Origin of the sequence: Streptomyces abyssalis, from assembly GCF_001751365.1 — a bacterium.
GTDB classification, from domain to species: Bacteria; Actinomycetota; Actinomycetes; order Streptomycetales; family Streptomycetaceae; genus Streptomyces; species Streptomyces abyssalis.
Genome location: NZ_LJGT01000041.1, coordinates 1,715,623 through 1,735,642 on the forward strand (window position 1 = coordinate 1,715,623; position 20,020 = coordinate 1,735,642).

General features: G+C 72.4%; 16 protein-coding genes and 1 pseudogene. 12 read left to right on the plus strand and 5 right to left on the minus strand.

Translation table 11 applies throughout. From position 1 onward, the window contains the following. Positions 1-11 precede the first annotated feature (11 nt). Both AN215_RS28070 and AN215_RS28075 read right to left on the minus strand, forming a co-directional pair. Positions 12-1,640 carry an alpha/beta hydrolase gene (locus AN215_RS28070; protein WP_070010428.1) on the minus strand — a complete coding sequence of 543 codons (1,629 nt, stop codon included), beginning with the start codon at positions 1,638-1,640 and terminating at the stop codon, positions 12-14. Positions 1,641-1,961: 321 nt separating this feature from the next. Continuing rightward, positions 1,962-3,353, minus strand: a complete 1,392-nt coding sequence (locus AN215_RS28075) for an MbnB/TglH/ChrH family RiPP precursor modification enzyme (protein ID WP_070031269.1) — start codon at positions 3,351-3,353, stop codon at positions 1,962-1,964. A 229-nt stretch (positions 3,354-3,582) separates the two neighbouring features. On the opposite strand from AN215_RS28075, the gene AN215_RS28080 reads away from it, so the two are divergent. From AN215_RS28080 to AN215_RS28100, 5 genes are all read left to right on the plus strand, one after another. Further along, positions 3,583-4,434, plus strand: a complete 852-nt coding sequence (locus tag AN215_RS28080; RefSeq protein WP_079123475.1) for an ATP-binding cassette domain-containing protein — start codon at positions 3,583-3,585, stop codon at positions 4,432-4,434. Then, positions 4,431-5,099: an ABC transporter gene (locus tag AN215_RS28085; RefSeq protein ID WP_070010425.1), complete on the plus strand. Its 669-nt coding sequence runs from the start codon at positions 4,431-4,433 to the stop codon at positions 5,097-5,099. The genes AN215_RS28080 and AN215_RS28085 overlap by 4 nt, the downstream gene beginning before the upstream one ends. Positions 5,100-5,212: 113 nt before the next feature. Continuing rightward, positions 5,213-5,740, plus strand: coding sequence for a (2Fe-2S)-binding protein (locus tag AN215_RS28090; RefSeq protein ID WP_070010424.1), 528 nt, complete (start codon positions 5,213-5,215; stop codon positions 5,738-5,740). A gap of 10 nt (positions 5,741-5,750) precedes the next feature. Next, positions 5,751-6,716: an FAD binding domain-containing protein gene (locus tag AN215_RS28095; protein WP_338057946.1), complete on the plus strand. Its 966-nt coding sequence runs from the start codon at positions 5,751-5,753 to the stop codon at positions 6,714-6,716. Further along, positions 6,713-8,947 (plus strand): xanthine dehydrogenase family protein molybdopterin-binding subunit, encoded by a 2,235-nt coding sequence (locus AN215_RS28100; protein WP_245694752.1) that lies wholly within the window; start codon positions 6,713-6,715, stop codon positions 8,945-8,947. The genes AN215_RS28095 and AN215_RS28100 overlap by 4 nt, the downstream gene beginning before the upstream one ends. Before the next feature lie 157 nt (positions 8,948-9,104). Here AN215_RS28100 and AN215_RS28105 read toward each other — a convergent pair whose 3' ends face one another. Together AN215_RS28105 and zapE are read right to left on the minus strand one after the other, a co-directional pair. Beyond that, positions 9,105-10,484, minus strand: a complete 1,380-nt coding sequence (locus AN215_RS28105) for an alkaline phosphatase PhoX (protein ID WP_070010422.1) — start codon at positions 10,482-10,484, stop codon at positions 9,105-9,107. Between the two features lie 266 nt (positions 10,485-10,750). Continuing rightward, on the minus strand, positions 10,751-11,920 hold the full coding sequence (zapE, locus tag AN215_RS28110; RefSeq protein ID WP_420856135.1) for a cell division protein ZapE: 1,170 nt from the start codon (positions 11,918-11,920) through the stop codon (positions 10,751-10,753). 88 nt (positions 11,921-12,008) lie between these two features. Here zapE and AN215_RS28115 point away from each other — a divergent pair, with 88 nt between their 5' ends. The 4 genes from AN215_RS28115 (at position 12,009) to msrB (ending at position 15,538) form a co-directional block, all read left to right on the plus strand. Continuing rightward, entirely contained in the window at positions 12,009-12,935 is a 927-nt protein-coding gene (locus AN215_RS28115) for a pyrimidine reductase family protein (RefSeq protein WP_070031270.1), read from the plus strand. Between the two features lie 78 nt (positions 12,936-13,013). Further along, positions 13,014-13,481 carry a universal stress protein gene (locus AN215_RS28120; protein ID WP_070011255.1) on the plus strand — a complete coding sequence of 156 codons (468 nt, stop codon included), beginning with the start codon at positions 13,014-13,016 and terminating at the stop codon, positions 13,479-13,481. Between the two features lie 190 nt (positions 13,482-13,671). Next, positions 13,672-15,084, plus strand: a complete 1,413-nt coding sequence (gene murC, locus AN215_RS28125; protein ID WP_070010420.1) for a UDP-N-acetylmuramate--L-alanine ligase — start codon at positions 13,672-13,674, stop codon at positions 15,082-15,084. A gap of 46 nt (positions 15,085-15,130) precedes the next feature. Then, positions 15,131-15,538, plus strand: coding sequence for a peptide-methionine (R)-S-oxide reductase MsrB (gene msrB / locus AN215_RS28130; RefSeq protein WP_070010419.1), 408 nt, complete (start codon positions 15,131-15,133; stop codon positions 15,536-15,538). Between the two features lie 133 nt (positions 15,539-15,671). Here msrB and rho read toward each other — a convergent pair. Next, positions 15,672-16,922, minus strand: a pseudogene (gene rho, locus AN215_RS28135) (transcription termination factor Rho); the annotation flags it as partial. Positions 16,923-17,318: 396 nt separating this feature from the next. On the opposite strand from rho, the gene AN215_RS28140 reads away from it, so the two are divergent. From AN215_RS28140 to AN215_RS28150, 3 genes are all read left to right on the plus strand, one after another. Beyond that, positions 17,319-18,797: an MFS transporter gene (locus AN215_RS28140; protein WP_070010418.1), complete on the plus strand. Its 1,479-nt coding sequence runs from the start codon at positions 17,319-17,321 to the stop codon at positions 18,795-18,797. Positions 18,798-18,840: 43 nt separating this feature from the next. Beyond that, on the plus strand, positions 18,841-19,464 hold the full coding sequence (locus AN215_RS28145; protein WP_070011254.1) for a LysE family translocator: 624 nt from the start codon (positions 18,841-18,843) through the stop codon (positions 19,462-19,464). Between the two features lie 86 nt (positions 19,465-19,550). Beyond that, positions 19,551-19,991 carry a Fur family transcriptional regulator gene (locus AN215_RS28150; protein WP_420856165.1) on the plus strand — a complete coding sequence of 147 codons (441 nt, stop codon included), beginning with the start codon at positions 19,551-19,553 and terminating at the stop codon, positions 19,989-19,991. The last annotated feature ends 29 nt before the right edge of the window (positions 19,992-20,020 follow it).

Below are 20,020 nucleotides of genomic sequence, written 5' to 3' on the forward strand. Positions count from 1 at the left end.
GGCCCGGTGTCCTACTGGGAGGACGCGTCGCGCGGCAGGGGACGCGGCGCGGGCCGAGCGGGGCAGTCAGCGGCGCGTCCGGGCGCCCTGTCGTGCAGCAGGTACGCGGCGAGATGCCGGTCGGCGCAGTCGTTGCCCCCGGCGACGCCGTGCGTGCCCGCTCCCTTCTCGGTGACGAGGGAGGCGCTCGGCAGCCGCTTCCATGTCTCCACCGCGCCCCCGTACGGGGTGGCTGCGTCGCGGGTCGACGCGAGCAGCAGCACGGGCGGCAGCTCACCCGGTGCGGCGCGCACGTCGACGGGCCGGGAGCGCCTGCCTTTCCAGTACGCGCACGGAAGGTTCGCCCTCACGTTCTCCCACGTCTGGAACGGGGCCCGGCGGGCGGTCGTGGTGTTGTCACGGTCCCAGCGTGACCAGTCGCGCGGCCAGTGGCCCTCGGAACACTGCACCGCGCTGTAGACGGAGTCGCTGTTCTCCTCCTGCGCCGCCGCGCGGGGGCCGGGGGCCGCCAGCCCGGCCAGTGGGCGCGGGTCCCCTTCGTGGAACTCGGCCAGGGCCGCCGCGAGCCGGGGCCAGCTCTCGTCGCTGTAGCCGGCGTCGTGGTAGCTGCGCAGCAACTGCCGTGAGCCGGCGCGGCGTCCGGCCCAGCCGCCGACGCCGTGCCCGTCGAAGGTGTCGCGTGCCCTGTCGAAGGTGCGCTGCACGGCCTCTGCGCTGCGGCCGAGGCCGTATACGGAGTGGTGTGCTGCGGTCCAGGACGTGAAGTCCCGCCAGCGGCGCTGGAAGCTCTCGTTCTGCGCGAGGGCGTTGCGGTACCAGATCCGCCCGGGGCGCGGGTCGACGACGCCGTCGAGCACGAGGTGCCGCACACGGTCCGGGAAGAGGGTGGCGTAGACGGCGCCGAGGTAGCTGCCCCACGAGGTGCCGACGAAGTCGGTCCTCCGGCGGTGGAGGGCGGCGCGCAGCACGTCGAGATCGCGGGCGTTGTCAGCGGTGGTGAAGTGGCCCAGACGTCCCCGGTGTTCGTGTGCGCAGGCCCTTGCGAACGCGGCCGCCTCCTCGCGCATCCGGCGCTTGTACGCCTCCGAGGGGACGCGCGGTGAGCGGGAGGGGCCACGGTCCGCCTCTGCGGGGTCACGGCACAGCAGGGGTGCGGAGCGTCCCGTGCCGCGTGGGGCGTGACCGACGAAGTCGTACGCGCGGTTGAGCTTCTTCCACACGCCGCCCCGTGTCGTGCCGTAGAGGGGGAAGTTCATGCCGTCGACGCCGGGGCCGCCGGGGTTGTGGAGCAGCGGACCCCGGCGCTGTGCCGCGGGGCCCGTCGCGCGCTTGCGGCTGACGGCGAGGCGGATCTTCCGGCCGCCGGGCTCGGCGTAGTCGAGGGGCACGGTGACCCTGCCGCACTCGACGGTCGAGGGGAGCTCCTCCGACTCCGGGCACGTACGCCAGTGGATCCCGGCGGCGGCCGCCGCTTCGGCGGCCCTCGCCGCACCGACCGCCTCGCGGGCCGCGCGCATGGGCAGCGGCAGGCCGCCGGGGGAGGCAGGCGGTGCGGGTGCCGGTGCGGCCGCCGCCGGGACGACGGCCGTCGCCGTGATGACCAGGGCAGCGAGCGTGCCGCGGATCGCAACTGGGCGCACCGGCTGCCTCGTTCCTGCTGTGCTGTGAACGGGCGCCCGGCTCGACCTCGCCGTGAGCCGTACGTCAGCGCCCGGATGCGGTGTGTGACAACACGCATGCTGGGCAGGGCAGTTGGTGAAGTAAAGGACCGGCGGGCCGTGGCGGCGCCGATGCCCTCGAAGCGGGGAGCGTGGGCGCGGCCGTGCGAAATCCTTCCGTACGGACGGGTGTCCGGGCACAGGCAGGCGGCCGCGCAGGCGGGCATCCGCGGACAAGGGCTGACACGGGGCGATGCGGGCCGACGCGGTCCGGGGGCGCAGACGGGTGGGCGTGCTTGCCCGTCAGCGGGCGCGCGCGAGGTGCAGCGCGCGGCGGAGCCGGCTCCCGGGCAGCGGCTCCGGCCCGGACCGCTCCAGCCACCACAGCCTCAGCCTCCGTCGCTCCCGCCACCCGCCCGCGGAGCCCGAATCGAGGAGGTGGGTCGCGAATTCCAGTGCGTCGCGCCGGTAGCCGCCCGCCATGGGGCTAGTCCGCGCGTACGCCGTGAAGGCCGTACGGAAGGTCTTCTCGCCCAGGATCAGAGGCAGTTCGGGGGCCACCTTCGCGACGACGTCGGCCCGCTTCGCGGCGAGTGCGCGGCTCTGCACGGCGAGCCGGCCGCTGTCGAAGCCCTCAGGCGCGGGTGCGCCGGCGACGAGCGCGGCCAGCAGGTCCGCCTGCGCCCGCGCCAGGCGCTCACGCGCGGCGGCGGTGCCGTGCCCTGAGGTTCCGCCGGCAGCGGGAGATACCGGTGTGGGAGGTACGGGCGGGGGAGGCGGGGCCGCGGGCGCGCCTGTGCTCAACTCCCTTGCCGGAGCGGCGTCCTGGAGCACGGCCCGGATGCTCCCCAGTTCGTCGGCGAGTTCGCTCACGGGCGGGAAGTTCTCGTCCCGCTCCAGCAGCACGCCCGGTGGCTCCGTACGGGCGCACAGCTGCGCGAGCACGTCCAGGACGGGCTGCGGGACGGGATGCCCGTGGCTGTCGTGCCAGACTCCGTCCCGCTCGAAACCGCCCGCCACGTGCACGTACGCCAGTGCGTCCAGGGGGAGTTCGCCGAGCGCGGTGGCCGGGTCCTCGCCGCGGTTGACGTGGTTGGTGTGCAGGTTGGCCACGTCGATGAGCAGCCGGACGCCGGTACGTTCCACGAGTCCGGCGAGGAACTCGCCCTCGCTCAGCTCCTCGCCGGGCCATTCGACGAGCGCCGCGATGTTCTCCAGCGCGAGCGGCACCGGCAGCGCCTCCTGTGCGACGCGCACGTTCTCGCACAGCACGTCAAGAGCGTCCCGGGTGCGCGGGACCGGCAGCAGATGGCCGGCCTCCATGCTCACCCTGGGCACTGCGGGCCCGGGAGCCGTCTCCAGACCGGCCCGGGCGGGCGGCCCGCCTGCTCGTACGAACGCGATGTGCTCCGTGACGAGCGGCGCCCCGAGCGCCTCGGCGCGCTCGGCGAGCGCCGACAGGCGTGCCGGGTCCGGGAGTTCGGCGCCGCCCAGCCCGAGGGAGACGCCGTGCGGGACGACGGTCGTGCCGCGTTCGCGCAAGCGCCGCAGGCCGTCGGGCAGATGGCAGGGGCAGATGTTCTCCGCGACGACCTCGACCCAGTCGATGCCGGGCAGTGCCTCGATGCCGTCCGCGATCTCGGGCCGCCAGCCGATGCCGGTGCCCAGCCGGACCCGGGTGTCCGTCGCCCCCATGCGTGCCTCCCCGCGTCTGCCCCGTCTCTGTCCGCTCCTGCCACGGAACGGGCCGGTCAATCCCCCCTGCGGCCGGTTCAGAGCTTGAGTTGAGGTTCGGCGGCCCGCGCTGCCCGTACCGACCTGCACACCGCCCGGTACGGGCAGCGGGTACTCGGGCGCGTCCCGTGTTGAGTCGTTCAGCCGCTCACCGGGCCGGTCCGCCGGCGCTCGGCTAATGTCAATTCCCATGAAACTGGCGGGAGTCGGCCGACGCTACGGCCTGCGTAAGCACTGGGTCCTGCGCGGGGTCGACCTCTCGCTGCCCGAGCGGAGCCTGGTGCGCGTCCAGGGCGTCAACGGCAGCGGCAAGTCCACGCTGCTGCGGCTGATCGCCGGCATCGACGCACCCAGCGCGGGCCGGATCAGCGGCCGTCCGCCGAGCGCGTACGTGCCCGAACGCTTCCCGGCGGCGATGCCGCTGACGGCTCTGGGCTACCTGACCCACATGGGCCGCGTGCACGGGCTGCGCCGGGACGCAGCTGCCGGCGAGGCCCGCGAGTGGCTCGAGCGCTTCGGCGCCGACGCGTACGCGCGCACACCCCTGGCCGAACTGTCCAAGGGCAGCAGCCAGAAGGTCGTCGTCGCGCAGGCGCTGCTGGCCCGCCCCCGCCTGCTGGTCCTCGACGAGGCATGGACGGGGCTCGACCAGAACGCCCGCACGGTCCTGGACCGTTCGGTCGCCGAGCGCGTGGCGGAAGGCGGCACCGTCGTCTTCGTCGACCACGATCCCGCGCGCCTGGCCGGATCTCCCGACGTGACCTACCGGGTCGAGGGCGCCGCCGTGCGTGAGGTGGCGGAACATGTGCCGCCCGGCCACGGCGGCGTCCCCGCGACCGGGCCGCGGGTGCGCATCGAGGCCGAGGGCCCGCCCGGTGTCGCCCTACCGCCGGAGCTGCCCGGCTCCCCGCGTACGGAGCAGACCTCGGACGGCGCCACGGTGCTGACGGCTCCGGCCCCGTACTCCGACGCTCTGCTGCGCGGCCTGCTCGCAGGGCACTGGCACATCCGCTCCGTCGCGGTCGAGGAGATCCCCCGGTGAAGGCGCTGCTGGCGTATCAGACCGAGCTGCTCGTGCGCTCCCAGCGCTGGCTGCCGCCGCTGCTGCTGTACGTGGCGTTCCTGGGCCTGGGCATCCAGTCGGGCGGGCCGCTGCTGGACGCGCTCGGCTACGCGGCAGCGGCGCTGCTGCCCGTCACCGCGTGGCTCGTACGGATCTGCGTGGGCGGGGAGGCGGCGGCCGCCCGGCACTGCACGGCGGCGGCCGCGGGCCCGTGGCGCGTGCATCTGGCGAGCGTGCTGACCGCGCTGCTCGCCGCGTGTGTGCTGGGTGCCGTGGCGACGCTCTACGCGGTCGCCGTCAGCGACCCCCACAGCTCCGAGGGCCATGTGGGGGTGCCGGTGCCGCAGGCGGCCGGCGCCGGACTGCTGGCGGTCATCGCGTGCGCGCTGCTCGGCACGGCCGTCGGGGCGCTGTGCAACCGGCCGGTGCTGAGCAGTACGGGTCTGGCCGTACCGTCCGGGATGCTGGCGGCGCTGCTGGTGCTGGTGGCGGGCGGCTCGCCCGCGAACGCCGCGGTGTCGGGACTGGTGACGGGCTCCCACACGGGCACTGTGATCATGCCCTGGGTCCCGGCGGTGCTCTCCCTCGCCGTCGCCGCCGCGGCGACGGCCTTCGCCTGCCGTCAGGCCTCCAGACGGAGTTAGACCTCCCCGGCCACACGCCGCGACTGGCCCCGCGGCGTCACGCCCGGTGCGGTATGCGCGGCCTATGCTCGATTCCGGTTTGTACGATTTGCGCCGAGAATCGAGGAATGGCGATGGCCGAAGCACTGAGTCAGAGACGTGCGGCAGGGTTCGCGCCCGAAGCTCCGGTGGAGCTTCACGTCAACGGCCGCCGGCACAGACTGCACCTGGACGCCCGAGTGACCCTGCTCGACGCACTCCGCGACAGCCTGGGCCTGACAGGCACGAAGAAGGGCTGCGACCAGGGAACTTGCGGGGCCTGCACGGTGCACGCCGACGGGCGTCGCGTCCTGTCCTGCCTGACGCTCGCCGCCCAGTGCGAGGGGCGGGAGGTCACCACCATCGAGGGCCTGACGGCTCCGGACGGGGGTCCGCATCCGCTCCAGGAGTCGTTCGTGCGCCACGACGCCTTCCAGTGCGGTTACTGCACGCCGGGTCAGATCATGTCGGCGGCGGCCCTCCTGGAGGAGGGGCGAGCGGATTCGGACGAGGACGTACGTGAGTTCATGAGCGGCAATCTCTGCCGCTGCGGCGCCTACACGAACATCGTCGCCGCCGTACGGGACGTGGCAGCAGCGGGAGGTGCCGATGCTTCCGTTTGAATACGCCCGCGTGACCGGCGTCGATGAGGCGGTGAACCTGCTGGCGGCCGATCCGTCCGCGTCCTACCTGGCCGGCGGTACGACACAGCTCGACCTGATGAAGGACGGAGTGCTGGGTCCCGAACGGCTCGTGGACATCACCCGGCTTCCGCTCCGCGGCGTCACGCGTGACGCCGACGGCCTGCACATCGGTGCCCTGACCACGATGGAGGAGCTCGCGGCGGACCCGGTGGTGGCCGGCGAGCTGCCCGTGGTCCGTGAGGCGCTGCTGCTCGGCGCCTCGGCTCAGCTCCGCAACATGGCGACGATCGGCGGGAACCTCCTGCAGCGGGCGCGGTGCCGGTACTTCCGTGATCCGACCGTGCCCGACTGCAACAAGCGCGAGCCCGGCTCCGGGTGCGCCGCCGTACGGAACACCGCCCGGATGCACGCGATCCTCGGCGTCAGCGAGCGGTGCATCGCCCTGCATGCCTCGGATCTCGCCGTCGCCCTGGTCGCACTGGACGCCGTCGTGCGTCTGCACGGGACCTCCGGCAGCCGCAGCGTGCCGCTGACGCAGTTCTACCGGGAGGCCGGCACCAGCCCGGACGTCGAAAACGTGCTCCTCCACGGCGAGTTGATCACCGGCGTGACCATTCCGCCGCTGCCCGCGGAGGCTGCCACCGGCTATCTCAAGGTCCGCGACCGTGCCTCGTACGAGTTCGCGCTGGCGTCGGCCGCGGTCGTGCTCGTCATGCGGGACGACGTGATCGCGCAGGCCCGCGTCGGGCTCGGCGGCATCGGTTCGAAGCCCTGGCGCTCGCTGGAGGCGGAGCAGGTCCTCACCGGCGCCGCGGCGAGCGGGGAGATCTTCCGCGAGGCCGCGGCCGCCGCCGTACAGGGAGCGTGGACGGTGCCCGGCACGGCCTTCAAGGTCGAACTCGCACAGCGCACCCTCGTACGGGCCCTGCGGAACGTGTCGGGAGGCGCCCGGTGAGCACCGTCGAATCCAGGGACGTCAGAGGCTCCAGGGACGCCGCACCCGTCATCGGCACGGGAATGGACCGCGTCGACGGTGCCCGCAAGACGGCCGGTGCCGCCGGTTACCCGAGCGACGTCCAGCTGCCGGGGCAGACACACGCCGCCCTCGTGCAGAGCACCGTCGCCGCGGGGCGCATCCGGACACTGGAGACCGCCGCGGCGGAGGCGTCCCCGGGCGTACTGACCGTCATGACGCACCGCAACGCGCCCCGGCTGCCCGACGGACCGATGACCGCACTCGGTGCGTCGCCTCCGGCTCCTCTCCGGGACGACCGCATCCTCCACCACGGTCAGCACATCGCCCTCGTGGTCGCCGAGACGCCGGAACAGGCCGCCGCGGCGGCGCGGCTGGTACGGGTCACCTACGACACGTCCGACCCCGTGCTGGGCCTCGACGATCCGCGTGCCGAGCGGATGGATAACCCCTGGGGGATGGACGCCGACCGCGGCGATCCGGCGGAGGCGGTCAGAACGGCGGAGGCGAAGGTGTCGGGCACCTGGACCACGCCCGACAACACCAACAACCCGCTGGGCCTCTTCGCGACCGTGGCCGTCTGGGAGCGGGACGCCCTGACCGTCCACGACTCCACCCAGTGGCCGACGATGGGACGCGTCACCCTCGCGAAGGTCTTCGACGTGCCGGAGAGCGCCGTACGGGTCCTGGCTCCGTACGTGGGCGGCGCGTTCGGCGCGGGCCTGCGGGTGTGGCCGCACGTGATCCTGGCCGCGCTGGCGGCACGCGTGCTCAGGCGCCCGGTGAAGCTGGTCCTGACGAGGGCTCAGATGTTCACCTCGGTCGGGCACCGTCCCAGCACCGTCCAGCACCTGACGGTCGCCAGCACGGGGACCGGTGAACTGGTCGCCCTGGACCACCGCTGCACCTCGGGTGTGGCGATGGAGGACGACGACTTCGAGCCGTGCGCCGCGACGTCCGCGCTCGCCTACGCCTGCCCCAATGTGATCACCCGGGACGTGCAGCTGCGCCTGAACATCCCCGACCCGACGTCCATGCGCGCCCCCGCGGTGGGCCAGGGGAACTTCGCCCTGGAGTCGGCGCTGGACGAACTCGCCCACTCCCTGAGCACGGACCCGCTGGAGCTGCGGCTGCGCAACTACGCCGCGGAACATCCCGGGAACGGACTGCCGTGGTCGAGCAACGCCCTCAGGGAGTGCTACGAGGCCGGTGCCGAGAGGTTCGGATGGTCCCGCCGCGATCCGGAGCCGAGGTCGATGCGGGACGGCGACGAGCTCGTCGGATACGGCATGGCCGGTGTCAGCTATCCCTGGTACGCGCAGCCCTGCAAGGCGCGTGCGACCGTCAACAGCGACGGCAGCGCGTTCGTGCGCAGCGCCGCGACGGACATCGGGACCGGCACGTACACGGTGATGACACAGGTCTCCGCCGACACCCTGGGCATCCCGCCCGGCCGCGTCCGCTTCGACCTCGGTGACTCGGACATGCCCCAGTCACCGCAGGCGGGCGGCTCGGGCCTCACCGGCGCGCTGGCGACGGCCGTACGGGACGCGTGCCGGGGTGTGCTGGGGCGGATCCTCGACCTGGTGCGGGACGATTCCGAGTCGCCGCTGCGGGGCTGCACGATCGGTGACGTGACCGTGGGCGGCGGCCGCATGCACCTGCGCGGCAGGCCCGCGGAGGGGGAGTCCTACGCGGACATCCTCGCCAGGCACGGACAGGTGGAAGTGACCGCCGACGGCGCCAGCACACCGGCGGACGCCGCGGAACTGGGCATGGCACCCGCCGGGGCCTTCGGCGCGAAGTTCGTGGAGGTGCGTGTCGACGCCGATCTCGGCGTGATCCGTGTCCCGCGCGTCGTCTCGGCGATCGACGGCGGGCAGATCCTCAACGAGAAGACCGCCCGCAGCCAGATCATCGGCGGGACGGTGGGCGGCATCGGGCAGGCGCTGTTCGAGGAGACGGTCACCGACGCCGGGACCGGACGCATCGCCAATGCCACCTTCGGCGACTACCTCGTCCCCGTTAACGCGGACGTGACGCAGATGGACGTCCTCTTCGTCGGGGACCCCGACCGGGCGACTCCGCTGGGCACCAAGGGAGTCGGGGAGATCGGACTGGTGGGCATCGCGGCGGCCGTCGCGAACGCCGTCCACCACGCGACCGGCACACGCGTCCGGTCGCTTCCGGTCACGCTGGACCAGCTGCTGTGAGGGCGGGCTGTGAACGGCGGGCTGTGAGGGGGCCGGTCCTGGAGGGCCGTCTTGACGGCCGGATGTGAAACGGCCGCGGCCCGGCGCCCCTCTCGGGGGCACCGGGCCGCGGCCTTCGTGCGTTCGGCATGCGAGCCGGCCGTGGCGGGCCGGGGGCTCAGTGCCGCCAGGGGCCCGTCACCGCGAACGTGGTGCCGGGGTCATAGCAGTTGACGTACATCGTGCAGTTGTCCGGCGAGAAGGTGACGCCCGCGAACTCGCCCCATGCGGGCTCCTCGTCGGTGCCGATGTCCTGCCGGTTGCGCGCCATCGGGTAGACGGCGCCGTGCTTGGTCAGGCCGTAGACGTGCTGGGCGCCCTCGCCGTCCTCGGACACCATGAGCCCGCCGCTCGGGGCCAGGCAGATGTTGTCCGGCTCCTCGCCGGGCAGGTCCAGATCCGAGTCCGGCCCGAAGACGACGACCAGCGTCAGCTTCTTGTGCTTCGGGTCGTAGCGCCAGATCTGCCCGTAGTGGTCGGCCTTCGAGCCTTCCTCGCTCTTGGCGTAGCTGGAGACGAAGTAGACGGACTTGCCGCCCCAGTAGCAGCCCTCCAGCTTCTGGGCGTGCGTGATGCCGTCCTTGCCGAAGTCCTGGAAGCGGATCGCGGTCTCCTTGGCGAGGGGGTCGGGGACGTCCACCCACTCGATGCCCTCGAAGCTCGTGCCGGGCTCCTGTACGACGGACAGGTCGGGCACCCCCGGCACCCGCATGGCCTGCAGCTTGCCGCCCGCGTGGAGGGAGCCGTAACCGCCCAGCGGCTTCTCGGGCAGGAAGCGGTAGAAGAGCCCGAAGGGCTTCTCGAAGGCGTCCTCCGTCTCGTACACCACGCCGTTGCGCGGGTCGAAGGCGATGGCCTCGTGCTGGAAGCGGCCCATCGCCTTCAGCGGCTCCGTGGAAGTGGGCCGGTCGTGGCGGAAGCCGACCTCGAAGATGAATCCGTGGTCCTTGCTGTAGCCCTCCTCTCCGGCCTTGAACTCGGTCTCCTCGCAGGTCAGCCACGTGTCCCAGGGGCTCGGACCGCCCGCGCAGTTGGTGGAGGTGCCGGCGATGCCGACGCGTTCCTGCAGGACTTCGCCGCCGTGGTCGAGTTCGAGGACGGTGCAGCCGCCGAGCGCTTCGGGGTCGTAGGTGAGGCCCTCGACCGTGGGTACGCCGTGTTCGGCGTCCATCCGGTTCTCGTGGTTGCGTACGAGCCAGGTCGAGCCGTGGCGGTGGCCGTGTGGGCCGGCGAAGGCGGCCATGCCGTCGCAGTTGCTGGGGACCTTGCCCTCACCGGAGCGCAGTTCGTCGCCCGTGCGGGAGAGCACCTTGTACTTGAAGCCCTTGGGCAGATCGAGCAGGCCCTCGGGGTCGGGCACGAGCGGCCCGTAGCCGGAACGACCTCCGGTGCCCTGGGCGGCGGCGGTGCCCGTGAACAGTTCCGAGAGGGCACCCGAGAAGGCGATGCCTGCTCCCATCGCGCCCGATCTCGCGAGCACTTGGCGTCGTGTCGTCATCCGGAAACTCCATGTCGGCGGGGCAGATATCTCGTGTGTTTACCATGCGGACGGGCGTACGAGCACTAGCCACGACAGCAGCGGTCTACGCGCGTGCGTAGTGGAACGAAAGCCTCCGCAACGGCAACGGGGCGATCTCCGTGCGGCCGGGGCGGACGGTCCGTACGGACCCGGCCGTACGGACCGGTCCGTGCGGCCGGGGCGGCCCGGCCCCCGTGCCCGCCGGTGCGGGCCGGCCGTACGGGCGCCGCGCCGGGGCGGCGCCCTCAGTCGCCGGCGAGCCGCGCGCCGTCCCGGGCGAGCGAGGTGAGCCGGGAGATCGCGCGGAAGTACTTCTTCCGGTAGCCGCCTTCGAGCATCTCCTGCCCGAACAGCTCGTCGAACGGCGCTCCGGAGGCGGGCACGGGGAGTTCGCGGTCGTACAGGCGGTCCGCGAGCACCACGAGCCGCAGCGCCGTGGACTGGTCCGGCACCGGCCCGACGCCGGTCAGGCAGACGGCGCCGAGACCGTCGACGAGCGCCCCGTACCGGCTCGGGTGGACGGCTGCGAGGTGGGACAGGAGCTCGGGGAAGGTGTCGAGCGACGCACCGGGCGTGCGGTGCGCGACGCGCAGGACCTCGTCCTGCGTGAGCGGGGCGGGAGCGGCCGGAAGGCCCCGGTGCCGGTAGTCCTCGCCGTCGATGCGCAGCGTACGGAAGTGTGCGGAGAGGCCCTGGATCTCGCGGAGGAAGTCCGCCGCGGCGAAGCGGCCCTCGCCGAGCCTGCCGGGGAGCGTGTTGGACGTCGCGGCCAGCGCCACGCCCTGTTCGACGAGGCGGCGGAGGAGGCTGGAGACGAGGACGGTGTCGCCGGGGTCGTCCAGTTCGAACTCGTCGATGCACAGCAGCCGGTGGCCGCCGAGCGTGGCCACGGTCTGCTGGAAGCCAAGCGCCCCGACGAGGTTGGTCAGCTCGACGAAGGTGCCGAACGCCTTGCGCTCCGGCGGCGCGTCGGTGGCGTGCCAGAGCGAAGCGAGCAGATGCGTCTTGCCGACGCCGTACCCGCCGTCGAGGTAGACGCCCCGGGGAGCGCTGTCGGCCGCCGCCGCGCCGCCGCGCCGGAACCACCGCTTCAGGCCGCCGGCCCCGCCGCCCGCGCGCCGTTCCCCGCTGATGCTCCGGGAGAAGGAACGCAGCGCCTCGACGGCCTCGGACTGGCTGGGCCGCGCCGGGTCCGGAACGTACGTCCCGAAGCGGACGCCGTCGAAGCGCGGGGGCGGGACCATCTCGGCGACGAGCCGCTCGGCCGGCACACGCGGCTCACGCGACGTGAGGGAGAGCGGTGCACCTGCCTCGTCGGCGGTACGAGCGGAGGACGTACGGGCAGACGCCGTACCGGCAGGACCGGCGGGGTCAGCGGGCCCGGCAGGACCGGCCGGGTCGAGGGAGCGGGACACGCGTTCATGCTAAAGGGCCGTGGAGTGCGGATTTCACGGGCCGGGCGGCCCGGGGACCGGCGCCGGACGGCGTGCCAGACTGCGGTCCATGCGACGCCTGTTCCCGTGCCCTGCCGACGAACGCCCCGGAACGTCCCCCGAGCCCTCGGACGGCCGGTGGAGCATCGACGCGCTGGCCGAGGCATACGCCTACCCGGAGCCCGCGTCCGGGACCGCGTCCGGGACCGATTCCCGGTCCGCGTCCGCGTCCGCGTCCTCCTCCTCGTCCGCGTCCACGGCGCGTGGGCCCGGCACCCCGGACGTGTGGCTGCGCGCCAACATGGTCTCCTCGCTCGACGGCGCCGCCTATCACGACGGCCGCTCGCAGCCGCTCTCGTCCGAGGCCGACATGCGTGTGTTCGGCGTGCTGCGGGGTCTCGCGGACGCGGTCGTGGTGGGGGCGCAGACGGTGCGGCAAGAGGGCTACGGCCCGCCGCGCGAACGGGAGGTCTTCGCCCGGCGCCGCGCCGCCGCCGGACAGGGTCCCGCGCCCGCCATCGCCGTCGTCAGCGCGGGCCTGGACCTGGACTTCTCCCAGCCGCTCTTCACGCGCCCCCTCGTGCCGACGCTGCTGGTGACCGGGGCGGGCGCACCGTCCGACCGGGTCGCGGCCGCACGGTACGCGGGCGCGGAGGTCGTCTTCGCGGGCGAGGGCGCGGCGGTCGAGCCCGAGCGGCTGGCGGCCGCGCTCGCGGAGCGCGGGCTGCGGAGGCTGCTGACGGAAGGGGGGCCGCGGCTGCTGGGCCAGCTGGTCGCGGGGGGTGTGCTGGACGAGCTGTGCCTGACCCTCGCCCCCCGCGTCACCTCGGGTGAGGCCTCGCGGATCGTGAACGGCCCGGGCATCGGGGTGCCGGTGGACTTCCGGCTCGCCGGGATACTGGAGGAGGACGGCTTCCTGTTCACGCGGTACCAGCGGGCACGGGCGACGGCGGAACCGGCCGTTTCGGATACATCCGCCGGCGCCGGGGGAGCGTGAGATGCGCGTACGCGGGCAGCCGTTGGCAGGATGATCGCGCCGGAGCCCCCGGGCTCCATGATGAAGAAGGGCACCGCCGTGTTCACGACCGTATTGATGATCGAGAAGCCGCTGGTGTCCGACGATGTGGAACTCGTCACGACCCTGCACGGTGACGAGGCTGTCTCCTTCGTCGTACTGATACAGCCACGCGGGGACCAGGACCGCCTGCTGCGCGCCCTGGACGACGTCGCGCTCGGTGAGCTCGACCAGGCCGTCCGCGAGGGCAGCGAACCGGACGACCGCGATACGCGCGAGCCGGCCCGCCGGGCCCTGGAGCACTCGCTGACGCTGCTGCGGGAGGCCGGCGCCGAGGCACAGGGCCGGATCATCGAGAACCATCCGCTCGACGTGCTCACCGACGCGGTCGAGCGGCACAAGGCGGACGAGGTCATCGTGCTGACGGCCCCGCACCTGGTCGAGGAGTTCTTCCACCGCGACTGGGCGACCAGGGCCCGCCACAAGGTGGGCGTCCCCGTGCTGAAGCTCTTCGCGCACACCCCGTAGAGCCGGCCGGGGCAGGCCCGCCTGCCTCCTGCGGCCGGGCCGTGACCGGGGCGGCTTGCCGCGGGCTGCGCCCCTGGGGAGGCCAAGTGCCCACCCGTAACGCATAGGCTGAGCGGGCGCGTCGTGCACATCCGGGCCCCGGGTGCGCGCCGCGCCCGTTCGCGAGAGTACGAATCCTGGAGGCGCCCGCATGGCAGCCGACCTGTCCAGCCCGACCGTCCCGGCGGACCTGGCGCGCCCGCACTTCATCGGCATCGGCGGTGCGGGGATGTCCGGCATCGCGAAGATCCTCGCCCAGCGCGGTGCGCGGGTGCAGGGCAGCGACGCGAGGGAGTCCGTGACGGCGGCGGCGCTGCGCGGCCTCGGCGCCACCGTGCACATCGGCCACGATGCGGCGCACCTGGCGCCCGACGCCACGAGCGTCGTCGTCTCCAGCGCCATCCGGCCGGACAACCCGGAACTGGTCGCGGCGCAGCAGCACGGCGTGCCCGTCGTGCACCGCTCGGACGCGCTGGCCGCGCTGATGGACGCATGCAGGCCGCTGGCCGTCGCCGGCACCCACGGCAAGACGACCACGACCTCGATGCTCGCCGTCGGACTGGGCGCCCTCGGGCTCGACCCGTCGTACGCGATCGGCGGCGACCTGGACGAGCCGGGGTCCAACGCGCACAACGGCCGCGGTGAGATCTTCGTCGCCGAGGCGGACGAGTCCGACCGCAGTTTCCACAAGTACGAGCCCGAGGTGGCGATCGTCCTCAACGTGGAGCTCGACCACCACGCCAACTACTCCTCCATGGAGGAGATCTACGAGTCCTTCGTGACCTTCGCCGACCGGATCCGCCCCGGCGGCGTGCTGGTCGTCTCCGCGGACCACGAGGGCGCCCGCGAGCTGACGCGCCGCGTCCGCGAGCGCGGGCGGGTGCGGGTGCGCACCTACGGCGAGGCCGCCGACGCGGACGTCCGCGTCCTCGACGTCACGCCGCACGGACTGACCAGCGAGACCACGGTGCGTCTGGAGGGGGAGGAGCTGACGTTCGCCGTCTTCGTGCCCGGCAAGCACTACGCGCTCAACGCCGTCGCCGCTCTCGTCGCCGGCTCCGAGCTGGGCGTCCCCGCCGACGAGCTCGCGAAGGCCCTGGGCACGTACACCGGTGTGCGGCGCCGGCTCCAGCTCAAGGGTGAGGCGAACAGCGTCCAGGTCATCGACTCCTACGCGCACCACCCCACCGAGATGACCGCCGACCTGGAGGCCATCCGCGGCGGTTCCGGCGACGGACGGATCATCGTCCTCTTCCAGCCGCACCTCTTCAGCCGCACGCAGGAGCTGGCGACCGAGATGGGGGAGTCGCTGGCGCTGGCCGACGCCTCGGTCGTCCTCGACATCTATCCGGCCCGCGAGGACCCCATCCCCGGCGTGACCAGTGAGCTGATCATCGATGCCGCGCGCGCCGCGGGCGCGGACGTACGGCACGCGGCGACCAGCACGGCGGGCGCGGAGCTGGCCGCGGGAATGGCCGCCCCCGGTGATCTCGTTCTCACCATGGGGGCGGGTGACGTGACGGAGCTGGGCCCGGAGATCCTCGCCCGGCTGCCGCAGCAGTGAGCCCCGCGACGAAGCTCCCGAGACCGATGAAGGAGGCCGGCCGGCCGTGACGTACGAGATCGAGAAGCCGGAAGAGCAGTGGCGGGCCGAGCTCAGCCCCGAGGAGTACCGGGTGCTGCGCGAGGCGGGCACGGAACCCGCGTTCACCGGTGAATACACCGACACCAAGACCACCGGCGTCTACGACTGCCGGGCCTGCGGTGCGGAACTCTTCCGCTCCGACACGAAGTTCGAGTCGCACTGCGGCTGGCCGAGCTTCTACGACCCGGCCGGGTCCGAGGCCGTCGAACTGATCGAGGACCACTCGATGGGGATGCTGCGCACGGAGGTGCGGTGCGCCCGCTGCGGTTCCCACCTCGGTCACGTGTTCGACGGCGAGGGCTATCCGACGCCGACGGACCAGCGGTACTGCATCAACAGCATCGCCGTCCGGCTGGTGCCCTCGGAGTCCTGAATCCGGGCTCCGGGCTCCGGGCCCGGTCCCCAGGCTTGAGCTCCCGGCCCCGGGTTCCGGGCCCCGAGCTCCCGGCCCTGAGCATCCGGTGCTTCCCTGAACCGGCGGAATGCGCCCCCGCGCGTCGGCCGGGTCAGTCCGTACCGCTGCCGCCCTCGGGAAAGCCGGGGGTGGTTTTCTGGATCTGGAGCAGGAATTCGGTGTTGGACTTGGTCTGCTTCATCTTGTCCAGGAGCAGTTCGATGGCCTGCTGCTGGTCCAGGGCGTGCAGGACCCGGCGGAGCTTCCAGATGATCTGCAGCTCGTCGCCCGCCATGAGGATCTCCTCCTTGCGGGTGCCGGAGGCGTCCACGTCGACCGCGGGGAAGATCCGCTTCTCCGACAGCTTCCGGTCCAGCTTCAGCTCCATGTTGCCGGTGCCCTTGAACTCCTCGAAGATCACCTCGTCCATCCGGGAGCCGGTCTCCACCAAAGCCGCGGCCAGGATCGTCAGCGAACCGCCGTCCTCGATGTTCCGCGCCGCACCGAAGAACTTCTTCGGCGGATACAGCGCCGTGGAATCCACACCGCCGGACAGGATCCGCCCCGAAGCGGGAGCCGAGAGGTTGTAGGCCCGCCCCAGCCGGGTGATGTTGTCCAGCAGCACCACCACGTCATGACCCAGCTCCACCAGACGCTTGGCCCGCTCGATCGCCAGCTCCGCGATCGTGGTGTGATCCTCCGCGGGACGGTCGAAGGTCGAGGAGATCACCTCGCCCTTCACCGACCGCTGCATGTCGGTGACCTCTTCCGGCCGCTCATCGACCAGCACCACCATCAGATGGCACTCCGGATTGTTCACCGTGATCGAGTTCGCGATGCTCTGCAGCACCATCGTCTTGCCCGCCTTCGGCGGCGCCACGATCAGCCCCCGCTGCCCCTTCCCGATCGGCGAGACCAGATCGATGATCCGCGAGGTGAGCTGATTCGGCTCCGTCTCCAGCCGCAGCCGCTCCTGCGGATACAACGGCGTCAGCTTGTTGAACTCCGACCGCGACCGGCCGCCCTCCGGCGAGGTGCCGTTGACCGAATCCAGCCGCACCAGCGCATTGAACTTCTCCCGCCGCTCCCCCTCACGCGGCTGCCGCACCGCACCCGTGACGTGATCACCCTTGCGCAGACCGTTCTTCCGCACCTGCGCCAACGACACATACACATCATTCGGACCCGGCAGATACCCCGACGTCCGCACGAACGCATAGTTGTCCAGGATGTCCAAGATCCCCGCCACCGGAATCAGCACATCATCCTCAGCGATCTGCGGCTCGGCATCCTCACGACCACCACGAGCCCCACCACGAGCACCACGCCGGTCCCGGTAACGACCCCGCCGGCCACGCCGGCCTTCGCGCTTGGACGGACGGCCCTGTTCGGTGCCGGGGTGCGCGGTCGTTTCGGTGGTGTCGCTCACGGAGGGCCTTCCGGGACGGGATACGTACACATGTCCTCGCCGGCTGCCGCGGAGAAGACGGGAGTCCCACGGCGTGCCCCGCGAGGCGGACCGGCGGTCCGGCGGACGGGGAGGCTGCCGCAGGCTCAGGACGGTGGACGGACCACACCGTCATGCGTGCACTTCCCGCGCTGGCCGCCGGGAAACACCGCCGGGCGCCTCCGCGCCCCTTCTGCCCCGTCCTTGCGCCGGCCTCACAAAGCCCCGCGGAATAGCAGCGCAGGGCGCCGCGGTTCGCTTGTACGTTACAAACGATCCGAACGGCAGTCCCGTCACCCACCCGGAGTCCGCATGACCCATGCCCGCAGCGCCGCCCCGTCCGCGACCACCGGCGGGAGCGGCGGCAAGGCGGCCGCGGTCACCCGCAGGGGAGTCGTGCCGGTGCTGGCCTTCGCCGGCATCTCGGTCGCGGTCATGCAGACGCTGCTCGTCCCCGTCGTCGCCGGGCTGCCCGCGCTGCTGGGCACCACCACCTCCGACGCCGCCTGGGTCGTCACCGCGACGCTGCTCTCCGGGGCCGTGGCCACGCCCATCATGGGGCGCCTCGGCGACCTCTACGGCAAGCGCCGCCTCATCCTCTGCAGCCTGGGCGCGATGGTGGCGGGTTCGCTGATGTGCGCCATGACCTCGTCGCTGCTGCCGATGATCGCCGGACGTGCCGTGCAGGGGTTCGCGATGGGTGCCATCCCGCTCGGCATCAGCATCATGCGGGACGAACTGCCGCCCGACAGGCTCGGCCCGGCCATGGCGTTCATGAGCTCCTCGCTCGGTGTCGGCGGGGCGCTGGGCATGCCCGCCGCCGCGTACGTCGCGCAGCACACCGACTGGCACGTGCTCTTCTTCGGGGCGGCCGGTCTCGGTCTGCTGGCCATGCTGACGGTGGCCGCGGTGGTGCCGGAGTCCGCGCAGCGCACCGGAGGCCGCTTCGACTTCCCCGGTGCGCTGGGCCTGTCGGCGGGTCTCGTCGCGCTGCTGCTGGCGATATCCAAGGGCGGCGACTGGGGCTGGAGCAGCGGGCTCACGCTCGGTCTCCTCGCCGCCGCGCTGCTGATCCTCCTCCTGTGGGGGCTGATGGAGCTGCGCGTACCGCAACCGCTGGTCGATCTGCGCAGCACGGCCCGCCGCCAGGTGCTGCTGACCAACCTCGCCTCCATCACCGTCGGCCTCGCGTTCTACGCCGCCACGCTGGTGCTGCCGCAACTGCTCCAGCTGCCGCGTTCCACCGGCTACGGGCTCGGGCAGTCGATGGTCGTCGCCGGAGTGTGCGTGGCACCGATGGGCATCGCCATGATGCTCGTGTCCTCGCTCTCCGCGCGGATCTCGGAGGCCCGCGGCCCGAAGGTCTCGCTGATGGCGGGCCTTGTGATCCTGGCCGTGGCCTATCTCGCCGGCATGGTTCTGATGGGCGCCGTCTGGCAGGTCGTACTGACCGCCGTCCTCATCGGCGTCGGCATCGGCATCGCCTACTCGGCGATGCCGGCGCTGATCCTCGGTGCCGTGCCGCCGTCCGAGTCGGGGGCCGCGAACGGGCTGAACACGCTGATGCGTTCGATCGGCACCTCCTCCTCCAGCGCCGTCGTCGGCGTGGTGCTGGCACACATGAGCCGGCCGCTGGGCGGCGCCGACGTGCCCAGCCAGGGCGGCTTCCGCGTCTCGTTCCTCATCGCCGCGGGAGCCGCGCTCGCCGGACTGCTCATCGCCTCGTTCCTGCCGGGACGGCGTGCGGGCGTCACCAGGACCGGCAAGGCCCAGGGGGAGGGCGACGCCTGAAAAGCGTTCGCCCCGCGCCGGACGCGCCCCCAGGATGGAGCACATGCTGACAACCCTGCTGTCCTTCCTCGGCGCATGTCTGCTGGTCGCGATGTCTCCCGGACCCAGCACCGTGCTGATCATCCGCAGTTCGCTGCGCAGCCGCCGCTCGGGCTTCATGACGGTGCTGGGGAACGAGACGGGTGTCTTCATCTGGGGCGTCGTCGCCGCCCTCGGGCTCACGGCGCTGCTCGCCGCGTCCCAACTGGCCTACGACGTACTGCGCTTCGGGGGAGCGGCCGTGCTGATCGTCTTCGGGGTGCAGGCGATCCGAGCGGCCCGGCGGGGCGGAAGCTTCGAGGTGGCCGCGGAGTCGGGCCCCACGAAGGAGCGCGGGTGGCGCTCCTACCGGGCCGGGCTGCTGCTGAACCTCGCCAATCCGAAGGCGGCGGTCTTCGCGATGTCCTTCCTCCCGCAGTTCGTCCCGCAGGGCGCTCCGCAGCTGCCCCTGATGATGACGCTGGCGGCGATCTGGGCGGTCTTCGAAGTGGGCTACTACGGGCTGTACGTGTGGTTCGTCGGACGGATGCGGCGCGTGCTGTCCCGCGCCGGCGTACGGCGCAGGCTGGAGCAGATCTCGGGCGGCGTGCTGCTGGCGCTCGGCGTACGGCTGGCACTGGACGGCTAGGGGCACGTCCGCAGACGGGGGGCGGACCCGGGCGGGGCCGTCCGCCCGTCGACTGTTTCTTGATTGATTCCAGAATCTGCGGCAGGCTGCGTACCGTGCCAACCACCACGGACTACGAGCGCATGCTTCGCGAGGCCGCACTGCGCGTGACGCGGCCCCGGGTGGCGGTGCTGCACGCGGTGCACGACCATCCGCACGCCGAGACCGAATCGATCATCGGTGCCGTGCGTGGGGATCTCGGTGGCGTCTCCCACCAGGCCGTCTACGACGTGCTGCGCGCGCTGACCGCGGCGGGCCTGGTGCGGCGCATCCAGCCTCCGGGCTCACTGGCGCGCTACGAGGCACGGGTCGGGGACAACCACCATCACGTGGTGTGCCGGTCGTGCGGAGTCGTCGCCGACGTCGACTGCGCCGTCGGCGAAGCGCCCTGCCTGTCCGCGTCCGAGGACCACGGCTTCGTGATCGACGAGGCCGAGGTCATCTACTGGGGCCTGTGCCCCGATTGTTCCGCCGTACCCAGCTCTTGATCACTGCTGATCGAATTGGAAGGGATTTC

Bases quoted from the DNA above. Each gene is read 5' to 3' on its own strand.
- AN215_RS28105 (WP_070010422.1), bottom strand. From the start codon at position 10,484: ATGACGACACGACGCCAAGTGCTCGCGAGATCGGGCGCGATGGGAGCA.
- AN215_RS28140 (WP_070010418.1), top strand. From the start codon at position 17,319: ATGACCCATGCCCGCAGCGCCGCCCCGTCCGCGACCACCGGCGGGAGC.
- AN215_RS28080 (WP_079123475.1), top strand. From the start codon at position 3,583: ATGAAACTGGCGGGAGTCGGCCGACGCTACGGCCTGCGTAAGCACTGG.
- AN215_RS28090 (WP_070010424.1), top strand. From the start codon at position 5,213: ATGGCCGAAGCACTGAGTCAGAGACGTGCGGCAGGGTTCGCGCCCGAA.
- AN215_RS28075 (WP_070031269.1), bottom strand. From the start codon at position 3,353: ATGGGGGCGACGGACACCCGGGTCCGGCTGGGCACCGGCATCGGCTGG.
- AN215_RS28145 (WP_070011254.1), top strand. From the start codon at position 18,841: ATGCTGACAACCCTGCTGTCCTTCCTCGGCGCATGTCTGCTGGTCGCG.
- AN215_RS28115 (WP_070031270.1), top strand. From the start codon at position 12,009: ATGCGACGCCTGTTCCCGTGCCCTGCCGACGAACGCCCCGGAACGTCC.
- murC (WP_070010420.1), top strand. From the start codon at position 13,672: ATGGCAGCCGACCTGTCCAGCCCGACCGTCCCGGCGGACCTGGCGCGC.